General features: G+C 69.1%; 16 protein-coding genes. 14 read left to right on the plus strand and 2 right to left on the minus strand.

Annotated features, from left to right (window positions below):
* Positions 1 to 43 precede the first annotated feature (43 nt).
* Complete coding sequence (locus tag AB5J62_RS41885; RefSeq protein WP_370945601.1) at positions 44 to 898, plus strand: metal-dependent hydrolase; 855 nt, start codon at positions 44 to 46, stop codon at positions 896 to 898.
* On the plus strand, positions 898 to 1,884 hold the full coding sequence (locus AB5J62_RS41890) for a 2Fe-2S iron-sulfur cluster-binding protein (protein ID WP_370945602.1): 987 nt from the start codon (positions 898 to 900) through the stop codon (positions 1,882 to 1,884). Before AB5J62_RS41885 ends, AB5J62_RS41890 begins: the two co-directional genes overlap by 1 nt.
* Here the strand turns inward: AB5J62_RS41890 and mftR are convergent.
* On the minus strand, positions 1,864 to 2,469 hold the full coding sequence (gene mftR / locus AB5J62_RS41895; protein WP_370945603.1) for a mycofactocin system transcriptional regulator: 606 nt from the start codon (positions 2,467 to 2,469) through the stop codon (positions 1,864 to 1,866). The genes AB5J62_RS41890 and mftR overlap by 21 nt on opposite strands.
* Positions 2,470 to 2,551: 82 nt before the next feature.
* Between mftR and mftA the strand changes: the two genes are divergently transcribed.
* Genes mftA through mftF form a run of 12 tightly spaced genes read left to right on the plus strand, consistent with a single transcriptional unit; the run spans position 2,552 to position 14,211 of the window.
* On the plus strand, positions 2,552 to 2,647 hold the full coding sequence (gene mftA, locus AB5J62_RS41900) for a mycofactocin precursor MftA (protein WP_091288609.1): 96 nt from the start codon (positions 2,552 to 2,554) through the stop codon (positions 2,645 to 2,647).
* 8 nt (positions 2,648 to 2,655) lie between these two features.
* A complete protein-coding gene (mftB, locus tag AB5J62_RS41905; protein ID WP_370945604.1) occupies positions 2,656 to 2,919 on the plus strand; it encodes a mycofactocin biosynthesis chaperone MftB in 264 nt (87 codons plus the stop codon).
* Positions 2,916 to 4,091 (plus strand): mycofactocin radical SAM maturase, encoded by a 1,176-nt coding sequence (gene mftC / locus AB5J62_RS41910; RefSeq protein WP_370945605.1) that lies wholly within the window; start codon positions 2,916 to 2,918, stop codon positions 4,089 to 4,091. Before mftB ends, mftC begins: the two co-directional genes overlap by 4 nt.
* Before the next feature lie 2 nt (positions 4,092 to 4,093).
* Positions 4,094 to 5,983: a mycofactocin system FadH/OYE family oxidoreductase 1 gene (locus AB5J62_RS41915; protein ID WP_370945606.1), complete on the plus strand. Its 1,890-nt coding sequence runs from the start codon at positions 4,094 to 4,096 to the stop codon at positions 5,981 to 5,983.
* Complete coding sequence (locus AB5J62_RS41920) at positions 5,980 to 7,941, plus strand: mycofactocin system FadH/OYE family oxidoreductase 2 (protein WP_370945607.1); 1,962 nt, start codon at positions 5,980 to 5,982, stop codon at positions 7,939 to 7,941. The genes AB5J62_RS41915 and AB5J62_RS41920 overlap by 4 nt, the downstream gene beginning before the upstream one ends.
* Positions 7,938 to 8,984, plus strand: coding sequence for a mycofactocin-associated electron transfer flavoprotein alpha subunit (locus AB5J62_RS41925; protein WP_370945608.1), 1,047 nt, complete (start codon positions 7,938 to 7,940; stop codon positions 8,982 to 8,984). Before AB5J62_RS41920 ends, AB5J62_RS41925 begins: the two co-directional genes overlap by 4 nt.
* Positions 8,977 to 10,317: an FAD-dependent oxidoreductase gene (locus AB5J62_RS41930; protein ID WP_370945609.1), complete on the plus strand. Its 1,341-nt coding sequence runs from the start codon at positions 8,977 to 8,979 to the stop codon at positions 10,315 to 10,317. Before AB5J62_RS41925 ends, AB5J62_RS41930 begins: the two co-directional genes overlap by 8 nt.
* A gap of 9 nt (positions 10,318 to 10,326) precedes the next feature.
* Positions 10,327 to 10,617 carry a ferredoxin family protein gene (locus AB5J62_RS41935; protein ID WP_370950479.1) on the plus strand — a complete coding sequence of 97 codons (291 nt, stop codon included), beginning with the start codon at positions 10,327 to 10,329 and terminating at the stop codon, positions 10,615 to 10,617.
* Positions 10,618 to 10,620: 3 nt separating this feature from the next.
* The gene (locus AB5J62_RS41940) at positions 10,621 to 11,400 is read left to right on the plus strand and encodes a mycofactocin-associated electron transfer flavoprotein beta subunit (RefSeq protein WP_370945610.1); all 780 of its coding nucleotides are present in this window, start codon (positions 10,621 to 10,623) and stop codon (positions 11,398 to 11,400) included.
* The gene (gene mftE / locus AB5J62_RS41945; RefSeq protein ID WP_370945611.1) at positions 11,397 to 12,035 is read left to right on the plus strand and encodes a mycofactocin biosynthesis peptidyl-dipeptidase MftE; all 639 of its coding nucleotides are present in this window, start codon (positions 11,397 to 11,399) and stop codon (positions 12,033 to 12,035) included. The genes AB5J62_RS41940 and mftE overlap by 4 nt, the downstream gene beginning before the upstream one ends.
* Positions 12,032 to 12,808 carry a mycofactocin-coupled SDR family oxidoreductase gene (locus AB5J62_RS41950; protein ID WP_370945612.1) on the plus strand — a complete coding sequence of 259 codons (777 nt, stop codon included), beginning with the start codon at positions 12,032 to 12,034 and terminating at the stop codon, positions 12,806 to 12,808. Before mftE ends, AB5J62_RS41950 begins: the two co-directional genes overlap by 4 nt.
* Positions 12,805 to 14,211 carry a mycofactocin biosynthesis glycosyltransferase MftF gene (gene mftF / locus AB5J62_RS41955; RefSeq protein WP_370945613.1) on the plus strand — a complete coding sequence of 469 codons (1,407 nt, stop codon included), beginning with the start codon at positions 12,805 to 12,807 and terminating at the stop codon, positions 14,209 to 14,211. Before AB5J62_RS41950 ends, mftF begins: the two co-directional genes overlap by 4 nt.
* Here the strand turns inward: mftF and AB5J62_RS41960 are convergent.
* Positions 14,177 to 14,455 carry a YciI family protein gene (locus AB5J62_RS41960; protein WP_370945614.1) on the minus strand — a complete coding sequence of 93 codons (279 nt, stop codon included), beginning with the start codon at positions 14,453 to 14,455 and terminating at the stop codon, positions 14,177 to 14,179. The two genes, mftF and AB5J62_RS41960, sit on opposite strands and share 35 nt — an antisense overlap.
* Positions 14,456 to 14,552: the final 97 nt, after the last annotated feature.

Below are 14,552 nucleotides of genomic sequence, written 5' to 3' on the forward strand. Positions count from 1 at the left end.
AACATGTACCCGTCCGACCTGCTCAGCGCGTGCGGAGGTCACGGTGAACGAAGACGAGCACCTGGTGCTCCATGCCAGGAACGTCGCATTCGACTGGGCCGCGCTGCCCATGCACTGGGTGCCGGGCGAACCGCAGGTCACGCACACGATCAACGTGCTGCACATCGCGCTGCCCGAGGGTGAGCGGTGGTTCGTCGAGCTGTTCAAGGACGCCGTCCCGCTGATCAAGGACGACCGGCTGCGCGAGGACGTGCTCGGCTTCATCGGCCAGGAGGCCATGCACGCGCAGGCACACGACGGCGCCGCCGCGCATCTCGAAGCGGCGGGCGTCAACGTGCGGCCGTACATCGCGCAGATGGAGTGGATCTTCCGGCGGCTGCTCGGCGACCGGGGGCTCACCGGCAAGGCGCGTGAGGAATGGATCATCGAGCGGGTCGCGGTCGTCGCCGCGATCGAGCACTACACGGCGTTCCTCGGCCAGTGGGTGCTCGACGCGCCGCTGGACGGCGCCGATCCGACCATGCTCGACCTGCTGCGCTGGCATGGCGCCGAGGAGGTCGAGCACCGCTCGGTGGCGTTCGACCTGTTCCAGCACCTGGACGGGCGGTACACACGGCGGGTGCGCAGCATGCTCGCCGTGACTCCCGTGCTGGCGTGGATCTTCTTGCGTGGCACGCGTTTCCTGATGCGCAACGACCCGACGAACCCCGGCAAGGCGCGGTGGCGCACGTACCGCCGGGCGGCCAAGCGCGGGCTGCTGCCGACGGGCCGTCAGCTGCTGCGGGAGATCTCGCCGTACTTCCGCCGCTCGTACGACCCGGCCGACACCGGCAACACCGCGCAGGCCGTGGCGTACCTCGCGAGCTCGCCTGCCGCACGGGCGGCCGACGCGGCCTGATGACGATGACCTACCCCGAGCGCCTCGACGGCAGCGCCCGGCGCGACCGGCTGATGTCCACGTTGACCGGAGTCGTTGCCGTATATACGAAAATGAGCACGTGGAGCGGTCGTCGCCGTCCGCCGGTGCGTGCGGTCGACCGGCTGCTGCGGCTGACGGTCGACGACGTCCGCGTCGAAGCGTCCGATGTGGTCAGTCTGCGTCTCACCGGCGCGCTGCCACCATGGCGTCCTGGCGCGCACATCGACCTGACGCTGCCGTCCGGTCTGGTCAGGCAGTACTCGCTGTGCGGCGATCCGGGCGATCTCTCGCATTATCGAGTCGCGGTAAGGAAAATCGGCGCCGCGTCGTCGGAAGTGCACTCGCTCACGCCGGGCACTCGAGTGACCGCTCAGGGTCCGCGCACGGCGTTTCCTTTGCTACCAAGTGATAAGTACCTCTTCATCGCGGGCGGTATCGGGATCACGCCGATCCTGCCGATGGTCAAGCACGCCGACGCGATCGGCGCCGACTGGCGGCTCGTCTACGCCGGGCGTGACCGTGACTCGATGCCGTTCCTCGACGAACTGTCCGCTTTGGACTCCGAGCGGATCTTCGTCAGGCCGGACTCCGAATTCGGCATGCCGATCTCGGGCGCCGAGCTGCTGGAGGGCGCCGCACCCGGTGCCGCCATCTACTGCTGCGGGCCGATCCCGATGATCACCGGTGTCCGGCAGGCGACCGAGGAAACCGTGTTCTATGAGCGGTTCTCACCGCCGCCGATCGTTGACGGGAAGCCGTTCCGCCTCACCTTGCGCAGTGGGCGAACGCTCGAAGTGCCCGCCGATCGCTCGGCGTTGGATGTGCTCCGCGAGGCGATTCCCGGCGTCGCGTACTCGTGCCGCCAGGGTTTCTGCGGCACGTGTGCGATTCCTGACGTCGACGGTTCTCCCGTCCGTGTTTGCGTGGATCGGGAATTCGGGACCCTAGACGTCCTTGAAGCCTGACGCCAAGTCCCGCAACGCTTTGTCGAGCAGCGGGACGAGTTCCGAGCCTTCGTCGGACAGCCACTGGTCGTAGGCGGCGACGGCGACGCCGAGCACGGCGTGCGAAATAGCTTGCGGCTCAAGGGAATTCGCGGGCTGGTTTAGCCGCTCCGCGACGAAGTCGGCGACCACGCGCCGCCAATCGGCGTACCGCAACGTCGAATGCGCCTGCAACGCGGGGACGTTCAAGATCAGCGAGAGCCGTCGGCGGTGCCACGGCACCTCTTCTGGCTCGACGCTGTTGAAGCCGACGACGACCTCGCGGATCGCGTCCATCAGCGGCAGCTCGGGCGCGCAGGCGCGGAAGCGGGCGTGCATGTGGACCAGCTGCTCGTCGAAGCTGCCCCAGGCGATGTCGTTCTTCGACGGGAAGTAGCGGAAGAACGTCCGGCGGCCGATGCCCGCGGCGGCGGCGATGTCGTCGATCGTGGTGTGATCGAAGCCGCGCTCGTCGAACAGGGCGAACGCGATGTGCTCCAGCTCGCCCTTCGAGGTGATCTTGCGGCGGCCGCTGGGGCGCGCGCCGTCAGGGCTCTCAGCAGGCACGCGGACACTCACCCCTTCCATTTGGCACTGAGTGCCATTACCGTCGATCTCGTCGATTAGAGCACGCACTGAGGAGCACACCATGCCCGAAGCAGAGCGCGAAGTCGAAGAGGCCCCCGCGGTTGAGGAGCTTCTCGTCGAAGAAGTCTCCATCGACGGCATGTGCGGCGTGTACTGAGCACGGGCATGGCACTCGACCTGGACAAGCCGTATCGCCTGAACCCCAGCGTGGCCTTGCGGCCCGAGCCGTTCGGGGCGCTCGCGTACCACTTCGGCAACCGCAAGCTGTCCTTCCTGAAGGCGCCTGACCTGGTCGAATTCGTCAAGACCCTGGGCACACACCCCAGTCTGCGCGTGGCGCTCACCGAGTTGCCGGACGGGCGCGCGCCGAGCTTTCTCAAAGCACTCGACTCCCTCGCCGCCACCGACATGATCGTGGAGGGCTCGTGACCGCCGTCGCTCCTTTGGTCGAGCAGTTCAAGTACGGGCTCGACGCGCCGATCTGCCTCACCTGGGAGTGGACCTACGCCTGCAATCTGGCCTGTGAGCACTGTCTTTCCTCGTCAGGGCGCCGCGATCCGAACGAGCTGTCGACCGACGAGATCAAGGCCGTGATCGACGAGCTCGAGCGCATGCAGGTGTTCTACGTGAATGTCGGCGGCGGTGAGCCGACCGTGCGCTCCGACTTCTGGGAGCTGCTGGACTACGCGATCGCGCACCACGTGGGCATCAAGTTCTCGACCAACGGCGTCAAGATCACCCCGGAGCGGGCCAGGCAGCTGGCCGCGACGGACTACGTCGATGTCCAGATTTCACTCGACGGGGCGACCCGCGAGGTCAACGACGCCGTGCGCGGGCCCGGCTCGTACGACATGGCGATGCGCGCGCTGCGCAATCTGGCCGACGCGGGCATGAAGGACTTCAAGATCTCGGTCGTGATGACCCGACACAATGTCGGGCAACTTGACACATTCAAAGAAATCGCGGACGGCTTCGGAGCGCAGCTGAGGATCACCAGACTGCGTCCGTCCGGGCGTGGCGCTGACGTGTGGGACGACCTGCACCCGACCGCCGAACAGCAGCTGGAGCTGTACAACTGGCTCGTCGCGAACGGCGAGAAGGTGCTCACCGGCGACTCGTTCTTCCACCTCAACGCGCTGGGCTCGTCGCCGCTGCCGGGGCTGAACCTGTGCGGTGCGGGCCGGGTGGTGTGCCTGATCGATCCGGTCGGTGACGTCTACGCGTGCCCGTTCGCGATCCACGACGTGTTCAAGGCGGGCAACGTCCGCGGCGACGGTTTCGGGACCGTGTGGCGGGAATCGGCGCTGTTCCAGGACCTGCGGCGGCCACAGACCGGCGGGGCGTGCAATTCCTGCTCGGCGTACGACAGCTGCCAGGGCGGTTGCATGGCGGCGAAGTTCTTCACCGGGCTGCCGCTGGACGGGCCGGATCCCGAGTGTGTCAAGGGACATGGCGAGCGCGCACTGTCCACACGCGACAGTGACGCGCTGCCGAAGCCGAGCCAGGACCACTCGCGGCGCGTCTCGCTGGGCATCCCGTCCATTCGCGTCCGCGTGCCCGACCGCGCGTGCGACACGAGCCCGCTGGCAGGTTTGGCGTAGCGATGGCGAGTCTCACCGGCAGCGTCGAACTCGGCTCGCGGACGGCTCCCAGCCGGGTGCTGTTCGGGCCGCACGAAACCAATCTCGGAATGAAGCGGACTTTGTCCCCGCGGCATGTCGCGTACTACGCGGCGCGGGCCGAGGGTGGCGCCGGGGTGATCGTCACCGAGATCGCTTCGGTGCACGAGTCGGATTGGCCGTACGAACGCGCGCCACTGGCCGAGGACTGTGACTGGTCGGCGATCGTCGAGGCGTGCCGTCCACACGGGACGCTGGTGCTCGCCGGGCTGGGGCACGCCGGCTCGCAGGGGTCGACCGCGTATTCGCAGGACGCGCTGTGGGCGCCTTCGCGAGTGCCCGACGTCGCGAGCCGTGAGCTGCCGCTGGAGATGGACGACGGGCAGATCCAGGCGCTGATCGACGGGTTCGCGCGCGCGACCGGCACCGCCGTCCGGTCCGGTGTGGACGGTGTGGAGATCAACGCCGGACAGTTCAGCCTGCTGCGGCAGTTCCTGTCCGGGCTGACGAACCAGCGTGGTGACGACTGGGGCGAGGACAAGGGCAAGCTGCTGCGCGAAGTGCTCGCGGCGGTCAAAGGCGTGCTCGGCAGCCGGATCTTGGGGCTGCGGCTGGCCTGTGACGAACTCGCGCCGTGGGCGGGAGTGACGCCGGAGCACGCGGTCGAGCTGGTGCGGTCGCTGGACGTCGACTATCTCGCGGTCGTCCGCGGCTCGGCGATGGGCACGTCCGCGACCAGGCCGGATCTGCACACCGAGCCGGGCTTCAACATCGAGCTGACCCGTCAGATTCGGGCGGTCGCGACCTTTCCCGTTGTGCTGCAAGGCAGTGTGGTCGACCCCGGCCAGGCCCAGTGGGCACTGGCCGACGGGGTCGCCGATCTGGTCGAGATGACGCGCGCGCAGATCGCCGACCCCGCGCTCGTGTCGAAGACGCGCGACGGCCGCTCGATCCGGCCGTGTTCGCTGGACAACGCCAAATGCATGGTCCGAGACAACCGCAACCCCATCGTCACCTGCTCCGCGGAGCCCCGCAGCGGGCACGAGAGCACCGACCCCGGAATCGAGAGCGGCGCGCCCCATGATGGACACGCACTGGTGGTTGGCGGGGGCCCGGCCGGGCTTGAGGCGGCGAGAGTGCTCGCCCTGCGTGGCTATCAAGTCCGGCTCACGGAGCGGGCGGCGGAACTGGGCGGAGCACTCGCGCTCGCCGCGAAGGTCGGCGGACGTGGCCGTCTCCAGTCCTTTGTGGATTGGCTGATCACGCAGGTGACCACGCTCGGGGTGGACGTCCGGCTGAAGACCGAGAGCACCTCGGCCGATTTGGAACAGGCGTCGCGAAACGGGGAGCTGATCGTGCTGGCGACCGGAAGCAGGCCGGGGCGCCGGTCCTACTCGGTCGTCGGTGAGCCGCATGTCGTCGGGTACCAAGAGTTCTATGAGGCGGGCGCGTTGGTCTCGGATGGTCCGGTGGTGGTGTTCGACCCCGTCGGCGGGCCGATCGGCGTCGGCACGGCCGAGCTGGTGGCCGCGTCCGGCCGCGAAACGGCGTTGATCACGCAGGATCAGGTCGTCGGCACGCTGCTGGCGATCACGGGCGACCTCGCCGACGCGAACCGGCGGGTGCAGCAGGCCGGCGTGACGCTGCACAAGGCGACGCTGCTGCGTGAGGTCCACCCGGCACACCTGGTGATCGAGGACCGGTTCACCGCGCGGCGTCGCGAAATCCCTTGTGCCACCTTGATCGACTGCGGTCATCGGCTGCCGGACGACTCGTTGACGCATCCGGACGCGATCTCGGCGGGCGACCGGGTCGCGCCGAGGACGGTGCACGAGGCCGTCCTCGAAGGCAGGCGTGCGGCGGGTGTGCGATGAGCGGCGGCCAGTACAAGTATCTGTTCACCCCGCTCAAGCTGGGGCCGGTCACGGTGAAGAACCGCGTGGTGTTCTCCGCGCACCTGACCAACTACGCCGAAGACGGTCACCCGAGCGAGCAGCACGCGGCGTACTACGCGGCGCGCGCGGTCGGCGGTGCCGGGCTGATCATCACCGAGGAACACTCGACGCATCCGACGGACTGGCCGTACGAGAAGCTGATCCACGGCTTCAATCCGTCGGTGGTGCCCGGATATCGGCGGATCACCGACGCGGTGCACGCGCACGGCGTGCCGATTTTCGCGCAGCTCAACCACAATGGCGGCCAGGCGTCGAGCATGTACTCGCGGCTGCCGGTGTGGGCGCCGAGCCCGGTGGCCGATCCGATGTTCCGCGAAGTGCCCAAGGCCGTCACGCATCGCGAGATCGCGGAGATCGTGCGCGGCTACGCGATCGTGGCCGAGCATTGCGCGGAAGGTGGCTTCGACGGGATCGAGTTGCAGTGCTCGCACTCGTCGATCGTGCGCGGTTTTCTTTCTCCGGCGACGAATATCCGTACCGACGACTACGGCGGCAGCCTGGAGAACCGGTCACGGCTGCTGATCGAGATCGTCGAAGCGGTGCGCGCGGCGATCGGGCCTGGGCTGGCGCTGGGCGTGCGGATCTGCGGTGACGAGCTGATCGACGGCGGCACCACGATCGACGAGGCGGTGCGGATCGCGCAGCTCGTCGAGGCGACCGGCAAGGTCGACTACATCAACACCTCGATCGGCGTGGCGACCGCGACGCTGTACATGATCGAGGCGTCCATGCACATTCCGCCGGGTTACGCGATGTTCATCCCGAGCGCGATCAGGGACAAGGTGCGGATCCCGGTGGTCGGCGTCGGCCGGTTCAAGGACCCGGTGCAGGCGGACCGCGCGCTCGCCGAGGGGCACTGCGACCTGATCGGCGTCGTGCGCGGGCAGATCGCGGACCCGGATTTCGTGCGCAAGGCGCGGTCCGGGCACGCCACGGACATCCGGACCTGCCTGTCCTGCAACCAGGAATGCGTCGGGCGGATGGGCCTCAACCGCTGGCTCGGCTGCATCGAGAATCCGCGCACCGGGAAGGAAGCGACCCCGCTGCCGATGCCGACTGTGCGTCCGCGCAACGTGCTGGTCATCGGTGGCGGACCGGCTGGCCTGCAAGCCGCTTCGACGGCCGCGCAACGCGGACACCGTGTCACGCTGGTCGAGAAGGCCCCGCAAACCGGTGGTCAGGTGGCGTTGGCCGCGAGCGTGCCGTCGCGGGCGGAGTTCCTGGACGTCACCCGGAACCTGCACGCCGAGTGCCAGCGCTACGGCGTCGAGATCCGCACGGGCGTCGCCGCTGATCTGGAGCTGGTGCGCCGCGAACGTCCCGACGCGGTGGTGCTGGCGACCGGCGCTCACGCGGACCGGCCTTGGTGGGCAGGATCGCTGGACCGGATCGTGGACGTGCGCGCCGTGCTCGATGGCTCTGTCAGTCCACAAGGGACGGTCGTGCTGGTCGACGATCTCGGCTTCCACCAGGCGACCTCGACAGCGGAACTGCTCGCCGACCGCGGCTGCTCGGTGCGCGTGATCACCTCGGGCATGGTCGTCGGCCAGGACCTCGGCATCACGCTCGACATGGAGACCTGGAACGTGCGCGCCGACGCCAAGGGCATCGCCCAGCAGACCGACCTGGTCGTGATGGGCGCCGCGCCGTCCACCGACGACGGCGTCACGCTGCAGGTGCTGCGGCACACGACCGGCGAGAACCTGGAGCTGACCGCCGACTGGATCGTGCTCGCCGTGCACGCGCGTCCCGCCGACGAACTCTGGGCTTCATTGTCCACAATGGACCTTAAGGCGTATCGCGTCGGCGACTGCCTCACCCCGCGCCGCGCGCACGCCGCGGTCATCGAAGGCCACCGAGCGGGAGCGTCACTGTGATCGCCCTGATCCCGGTCCGCGACGGCACCCTCCCCGCCGGAGCCGACGAAGCCTGCGCCGAAGCCTCCGGCCACGCACTCCTCATCGGCTCAGGCACCCACGCCGCCGCCGACGCCCTGACCTCCCTGCGCCACGCGATCCTGGCCGAGACCGGCGCCTACGCCCCATCCGCCTGGGCAACCACCCTGACCCAGCATTTCCGCAGGTCAGAGCGCCCCTACGTAGTAAGTTCGCCCCCCGCCCTCCCTGGGGGCCAGCCCTACAACAGTCTATCGGCCCCAGCGGGGACCCAGGCTCCATCAACAGGAGTTGTCCACACCCAAGGCCAACTGTGGACAACCGATGAATCCCCAGGTCAGGGCATCATCTTGCCCGCCTCTCCCGACGGCAGGGACCTCGCTCCACAACTCGCGTTCGCGCTCGACATCCCCTTGCTCGCCGGCGCGATCGAGATCCACGAAGCCGGCGCCAGGCTCGCGCGGTGGGGTTCGAAGACCATGGTCGACGTCGAGGTCGACGGACCGTTCGTCGCCACGCTGATCCCGGGCGTCCGCACGGTCCAAAAAGCCGAAAGAAACACCCGCGAAGACCTCACCTTGCCCGAGCTGTCAAAACAAGACGCCAAGGTGCTCGAAGTGCTTTCGCCGGACCCGAAGACCGCTGACCTCGCGGAGGCGCCGCGGATTCTCGGAGCGGGCGCGGGGCTTACCAAGGGCAATGGCAAGGAAGCCATCGAGTTGCTTGAGAAGGTCGCTGACGCGCTGAAGGCGTCTGTCGGTGCGACGCGGGTGGTGACCGATGCCGGGCATGCGAGTTATCAGCGCCAGATCGGGACCACGGGTGTCGTCGTCGATCCCGAGTTGTACATCGCGTTCGGGATTTCCGGTGCCGCGCAGCACATCGGCGGGCTCGGCGCGCCGAAGCACGTGGTCAGCGTCAACACCGATCCGAGCTGTCCGATGACCGCGATGGCCGATCTCGGCATCGTCGTCGACGCGACCGCACTGCTCGAAGAACTCGCCAAGGAGCTCACGCATGAGTGAACACGCGGGGCCGGCGGCGACGACGGCGCAAGCCACCGAGAAGGCCACCACCTTCGACGTCGTGGTCGTCGGCGCGGGGCCAGCCGGTTCCGCCGCCGCGCTCGAACTCGCCAGGCGGGGACATCACGTCGCGCTGGTCGAGCGCGGCGCGTTCCCCGGCGCCAAGAACGTCTACGGCGGCGTGATCTACGGCCGCATCCTCGACGAGCTGATCCCGAACTGGTGGGAGGAAGCACCCATCGAACGGTGGGTGACCCGGCGCCAGACCATGCTGATGACGCCGACCCAGTCCCTCACCGTCGACTTCCGCACCGAGAACTGGGGCAAGCCGCCCTACAACGGCGCCACCGCGCACCGCGCCAAGTTCGACGCCTGGCTCGCGTCGAAAGCCGAGGAAGCCGGGGCGGAGCTGATCACGTCGACCGTGGTCACCGGCCTGCTGACCGAGAACGGCCGCATCGTCGGCGTCCGCACGGACCGCCCCGACGGCGACCTCCGGGCGCGGATCGTCATCGCGTGCGACGGCGTGAACTCCTTCCTCGCCAAGCAGGCGGGCATGTACCCGGACGGCCAGGTGCACCACACCACGCTCGGCGTCAAGGAAACCCTCGCGTTGCCAAGGGAAACCATCGAAGAGCGGTTCGGCGTCAGCGGCACCGACGGCGTCGACATCGAACTCGTCGGCGGCACCCGCGGCATCGCGGGCGGCGGTTTCCTCTACACCAACCTCGACTCGGTCAGCGTCGGCGTCGTGCTCAGCCTGACCGAACTCGGCAAGGCCAAGGTTCGCCCCGAAGAGCTCATCGCCGACCTCAAGCGCCACCCGGCCATCGCGCCGCTGGTCAAGGGCGGCGAGCTGATCGAGTACGCCGCGCACCTCATCCCCGAGGGCGGCTACAACACCATGCCGAAGCTCACCGGTGACGGCATCCTCGTCACCGGTGACGCCGCCGCGATGTGCCTGGCCGCCGGGATCTGGCTGGAGGGCGTCAACTTCGCCATCGGCTCCGGCATGTACGCGGGCCGCGCGGCGGCCGAGGCACTGAGCAAAAACACGACCGATCTGAGCGGCTACGAGCGCATGCTGCACGAGTCGTTCGTGCTCGCCGACCACCGCAAGCTCAAGGGCGCGCCGGAGCTGCTGCTCGGCGACCGCGTGCAGAACAAGTACCCGGCGATGATCTGCGACCTGGTCGAGAACCTCTTCCAGGTCACGAACCCGGCACCGAAACCCGGTCTGCGCAAGCTGTTCCGGCGCGGCGCGAAACAACACGGCATCCGGCTGCGCGACCTGGCCAAGGACGCGATCACCGGATTCCGGGCGTACGGATAGGCGGGCGTGATGGACTACCCAGAGATCTCCTTCGAGGACCGTATGTCCACAGTGGACTTCCAGGTCTCGCGGCGCGCGCACATCGAGGTCGACTCCGAGATCTGCAACTCCTGCACCACCCGCGAGTGCGTGCACGCGTGCCCGGCGAACCTGTTCGTGCCGACCACCGACGGCGGCATCCTGTTCAACTACGAGCAGTGCTTCGAATGCGGCACCTGCTACCTGCTGTGCAACAAGCAGGGCGCGATCAGCTGGACCTATCCCGACGGCGGCGACGGCGTCACCTTCCGGAAGGGGTGAGCCGTGCTGATCGTGGTCGCTCTGCGCTGGATCGAGAGCCGCACCAGCGGACTCGGCGCCGCCGACGAATGCGCGCTCGAACACGCGCTGCGGCTGTCCGAGCGGCTCGACGGACGAACGCTGGCCGTCACCGCAGGCCCGGAACCTGCCGAAGTCGTCCTTCGGACCGCGCTCGCGGCCGGTATCGGTGACACCCTGCGCGTCGACCTCACCGAAGACGAGACCGACGACGGTTCCCGCGTCGCCAAGGCGCTGGCCGACGCCATCCCGGCCCCGGATCTCGTGCTCTGCGGTGATCACTCGGCCGATCGCGGCACCGGTGCCACCCCCGCTTTCCTCGCCGCGGCACTGGGCGCACGCCAGGCACTCGGCGCGCTCTCGCTCGCTTGGGACGGAAAACTGCTGGTAGAGCGTCGGCTCGACGGCGGCCGACGCGAACGTCTCGACGTCGACCTGCCCGCGGTCTGCTCGGTCGAGCCCGCCGACGTGCGTCTGCGCCGCGCATCGCTTCCCGGTCTGCTCGCGGCGCGCAAGGCGACCATCACCGTCCACAAAGCTCTGTCCACAAGAGACTCTAGGGTCGCCGTGACGAGCACGAGGCCGTTCAGCCCGCGCACCCGGCGTGTCCCGCCACCGGAAGGCGCCGAGCCGCACACCCGGCTGCTCGCGCTGACCGGGGCGCTCGCCGAGCACGACCCGCCACGGCTCGTCCACCCGGCCGACGCCAAGGCCGGAGCCGTCGAACTACTCGCCTACCTGCGACAACACGGGTACCTGGCATGAGCGGAATCCTGCTCGTGCCGACCGGCTCCTGCGAGCAACACGGCCCGCATCTCCCGTTCGACACCGACACCCGCATCGCGACCGCCGTCGCCACGGCGGGCGGTGAACTGGTCGCGCCCGCGCTCGCCTACGGCTCGTCCGGCGAGCACGAGGAGTTCGACGGCACGGTGTCCATCGGGCACGAGGCGCTGCGCACGATGCTGATCGAGTTCGGCAGGTCGGCCTGCCGCTGGGCGGACAAGGTCGTGTTCGTCAACGCGCACGGCGGCAACGTGCCCGCGCTCGTCTCGGCGATCCGGCTGCTGCGCTACGAGCACCGCGAAACCGCGTGGTTCGCTTGCGCCCCACCAGAAGGCGACGCGCACGCCGGGCACACCGAGACTTCGCTGATGCTCGCGATCGCGCCGGAAACGGTCGACATGGCCAAGGCGGCGCCCGGCAACACGACGCCGCTCGAAGACCTGATGCCCGCGCTGCGTAGCGGGAAACTGCGCGAGATCAGCCCCAACGGTGTGCTCGGCGACCCGACCGGAGCCACCCCCGAGCACGGCCACGAACTACTGAACACGCTGGTCAGCGGGCTGCGTACGGCGATCGAGCGCTGGCAGCCCGACTCGCACGGGCGACTCCGATGACCGTCGCGATCGTCACCGGCGCGGCGCGCGGCATCGGCCACGCGACCGTCGAAAAGCTCGCCAAGGACGGCTGGGACGTCGTCGCCGTCGACCTCTGCGCCGACGACCCGCACGTCGGCTATCCGCTCGCGACGCGCGCCGAGCTCTTCGCGCTCGCGGACGCCTGGCCCACCGTGCGCGGGGTTGTCGCCGACGTCCGCGACGCCGACGCGCTGACCGGCGCGGTCCACGTCGCGCTCGACGAGTTCGGCCGGATCGACGCCGCGATCGCCGCCGCCGCGATCATTGCGGGCGGTCAGCCGTTGTGGGAGACCGAGGACAAGGACTGGGACGCGCTGTTCGACATCGGCGTCCGCGGCGTCGCGAACCTCGCGCGCGCGGTCATTCCCGCGATGCTGACCGGCCAAGAGCCGCGGCACGGCCGGTTCGTCGCGCTCGCGTCGGCCGCCGGGCATCGCGGACTGTGGCGGCTCGCCGCCTACAACGCGGCGAAGCACGCCGTCGTCGGGCTCGTGCGCGGGCTCGCGACCGATCTGCGCGGCACCGGGATCACGGCCGTCGCGGTCTCGCCCGGTTCGACGGACACCCCGATGCTCGCCGCGTCCGCCGATCTCTACGGCCTCGGTGACATCGGCGAATTCGCCCAGCATCAGCTGATCGACCGGATATTGCAGCCCGCCGAGATCGCCGAGGTCATCGCGTTCCTCTGCTCGCCGTCGGCGTCGTCGATCACCGGCACGGTCGTGCACACCGACGGCGGGTTCACCGCGTGAGGACCGTCCGGCTCGACGCCGGCGTCCGCTGGCTCGACGACGAAACCCTGCTCGGCGGCGCGCCCCCGCGGCTGCTCCGGCTCTCGAAAACCGCCCGCGACCTGCTGAAGGACAACGAACTCACGGTCACGAACCCGGCAACGGCCAAGCTCGCCGACCAGCTGCTCGCCGCGGGCGCGGCCCACCCCAAGAACCAGGCCACGACCGCACGCCCGGTCTCCGTGGTCATCCCCGTCCACAACCGCGCCGACGAGCTGCGACGCCTGCTCGACGCACTCGACCTACCCGAAGACTCCGAGGTCATCGTGGTCGACGACGCCTCAGACCGGGATTTAGCGGGCTTTACTCCCGGGGATAAAGCGGGCTTTATCCCCGGGAGTAAAGCCCGCTTTATCCGGCATGAGGTGAACCGGGGGCCCGCCGCCGCCAGGAACACGGGGTTGCTGGCGGCGCGGCACGAGATCGTCGCGTTCCTGGATTCGGACGTCGTGCCCGAGGCGGGGTGGCTGGAGACGTTGCTGGCGCACTTCGACGACCCGCGCGTCGCGCTCGCGGCGCCACGGATCGTCGGGTTGCGCAAAGCCGGGGAGAACGCGCTGACCAGGTACGAGCACGCCAGGTCGTCGCTCGATCTGGGGCCGGACGAGGCGCTGATCGTGCCGAGGACCAGGGTCGCGTACGTGCCGAGCGCGGCGATGCTCGTCCGGGTGTCGGCGGTCGGCGACGGGTTCGCCGAAGAGATGCGGGTCGCCGAGGACGTCGACCTCGTGTGCCGTCTGCACGCCGACGGGCATCGGCTCGTCTACGACCCGGCCGCGCGCGTCGCGCACGAGCATCGCGACACGGTCGGGCCGTGGCTCGACCGGAAGGCGTTCTATGGAACGGGCGCCGCCCAGCTCGCGCTGAGGCACCCGGGCACGGTCCCGCCGGTCAACCTCTCGACGTGGGCCGCGGCCGTCTGCGTGCTCCTGATCAGCCAAAAGCGCTGGGCGACGGCCTTGGCGGCGGTCATCACCGCGGTCAGCACCGCACGCCTCGCGCGTGCGCTCAAGATGGTGCGCGAGCCGGTGAAGACGGCCGCGCGGCTCAACGCGATGACGTTGACCGGCGCCGCTTGGCAGACCGCCGGCGCGCTGACCAGGCATTGGTGGCCGCTCGCGCTGGTCGGCGCGCTGTTCTCGCGCCGGATCCGGCGTGCGGTCGCCGTCGCGGCGGTGGCCGAAGGCGTGGCCGACTGGTGGCAGCACCGAGGCGAACTGGACCCGGTCCGGTACGTCGCCTTCCACCGGGTGGACGACCTAGCGTACGGCAGCGGCCTGTGGTGGGGCGCGGTGCGGCACCGCACCACAGCGCCGCTTCAGCCGAGGATCACGCGGGGACCCAGGCGCCGATCACGGGATTGAAGCCGCGGATGGTCCGCTCGGCCACGGCGCCCTCCAGGTAGTACGGGTCCTGGTTGATGATGTCGAGCAACGCGGTCTCGTCCTCGGCTTGGTAAAGCGTCACGCCGCCGGTGCCGTCGGTGAGCGGGCCCGCGACCGCCACCACGCCGTCGTCGGCCAGCTTGGTGAGGAATTCGCGGTGCCGGGGCCGGACCTCGCCGAACTTCTCTTGCACATAACGGATTTCGACGAAGAACCAGGCCATGACATCTCCTCGGCTGTGCGGGCGGTACGTTGAGACGCTACCGAGTAGCGTCCAGCCCGTGAGCTGCGCGTCTCACAATTTGAACTGTGGCAATACC

This window comes from Amycolatopsis sp. cg5 (assembly GCF_041346955.1).
Lineage (GTDB): Bacteria > Actinomycetota > Actinomycetes > Mycobacteriales > Pseudonocardiaceae > Amycolatopsis.

Bases quoted from the DNA above. Each gene is read 5' to 3' on its own strand.
- AB5J62_RS41890 (WP_370945602.1), top strand. From the start codon at position 898: ATGACGATGACCTACCCCGAGCGCCTCGACGGCAGCGCCCGGCGCGAC.
- mftA (WP_091288609.1), top strand. From the start codon at position 2,552: ATGCCCGAAGCAGAGCGCGAAGTCGAAGAGGCCCCCGCGGTTGAGGAG.
- mftB (WP_370945604.1), top strand. From the start codon at position 2,656: ATGGCACTCGACCTGGACAAGCCGTATCGCCTGAACCCCAGCGTGGCC.
- AB5J62_RS41915 (WP_370945606.1), top strand. From the start codon at position 4,094: ATGGCGAGTCTCACCGGCAGCGTCGAACTCGGCTCGCGGACGGCTCCC.
- AB5J62_RS41920 (WP_370945607.1), top strand. From the start codon at position 5,980: ATGAGCGGCGGCCAGTACAAGTATCTGTTCACCCCGCTCAAGCTGGGG.
- AB5J62_RS41930 (WP_370945609.1), top strand. From the start codon at position 8,977: ATGAGTGAACACGCGGGGCCGGCGGCGACGACGGCGCAAGCCACCGAG.
- AB5J62_RS41935 (WP_370950479.1), top strand. From the start codon at position 10,327: ATGGACTACCCAGAGATCTCCTTCGAGGACCGTATGTCCACAGTGGAC.
- mftE (WP_370945611.1), top strand. From the start codon at position 11,397: ATGAGCGGAATCCTGCTCGTGCCGACCGGCTCCTGCGAGCAACACGGC.
- AB5J62_RS41950 (WP_370945612.1), top strand. From the start codon at position 12,032: ATGACCGTCGCGATCGTCACCGGCGCGGCGCGCGGCATCGGCCACGCG.
- AB5J62_RS41960 (WP_370945614.1), bottom strand. From the start codon at position 14,455: ATGGCCTGGTTCTTCGTCGAAATCCGTTATGTGCAAGAGAAGTTCGGC.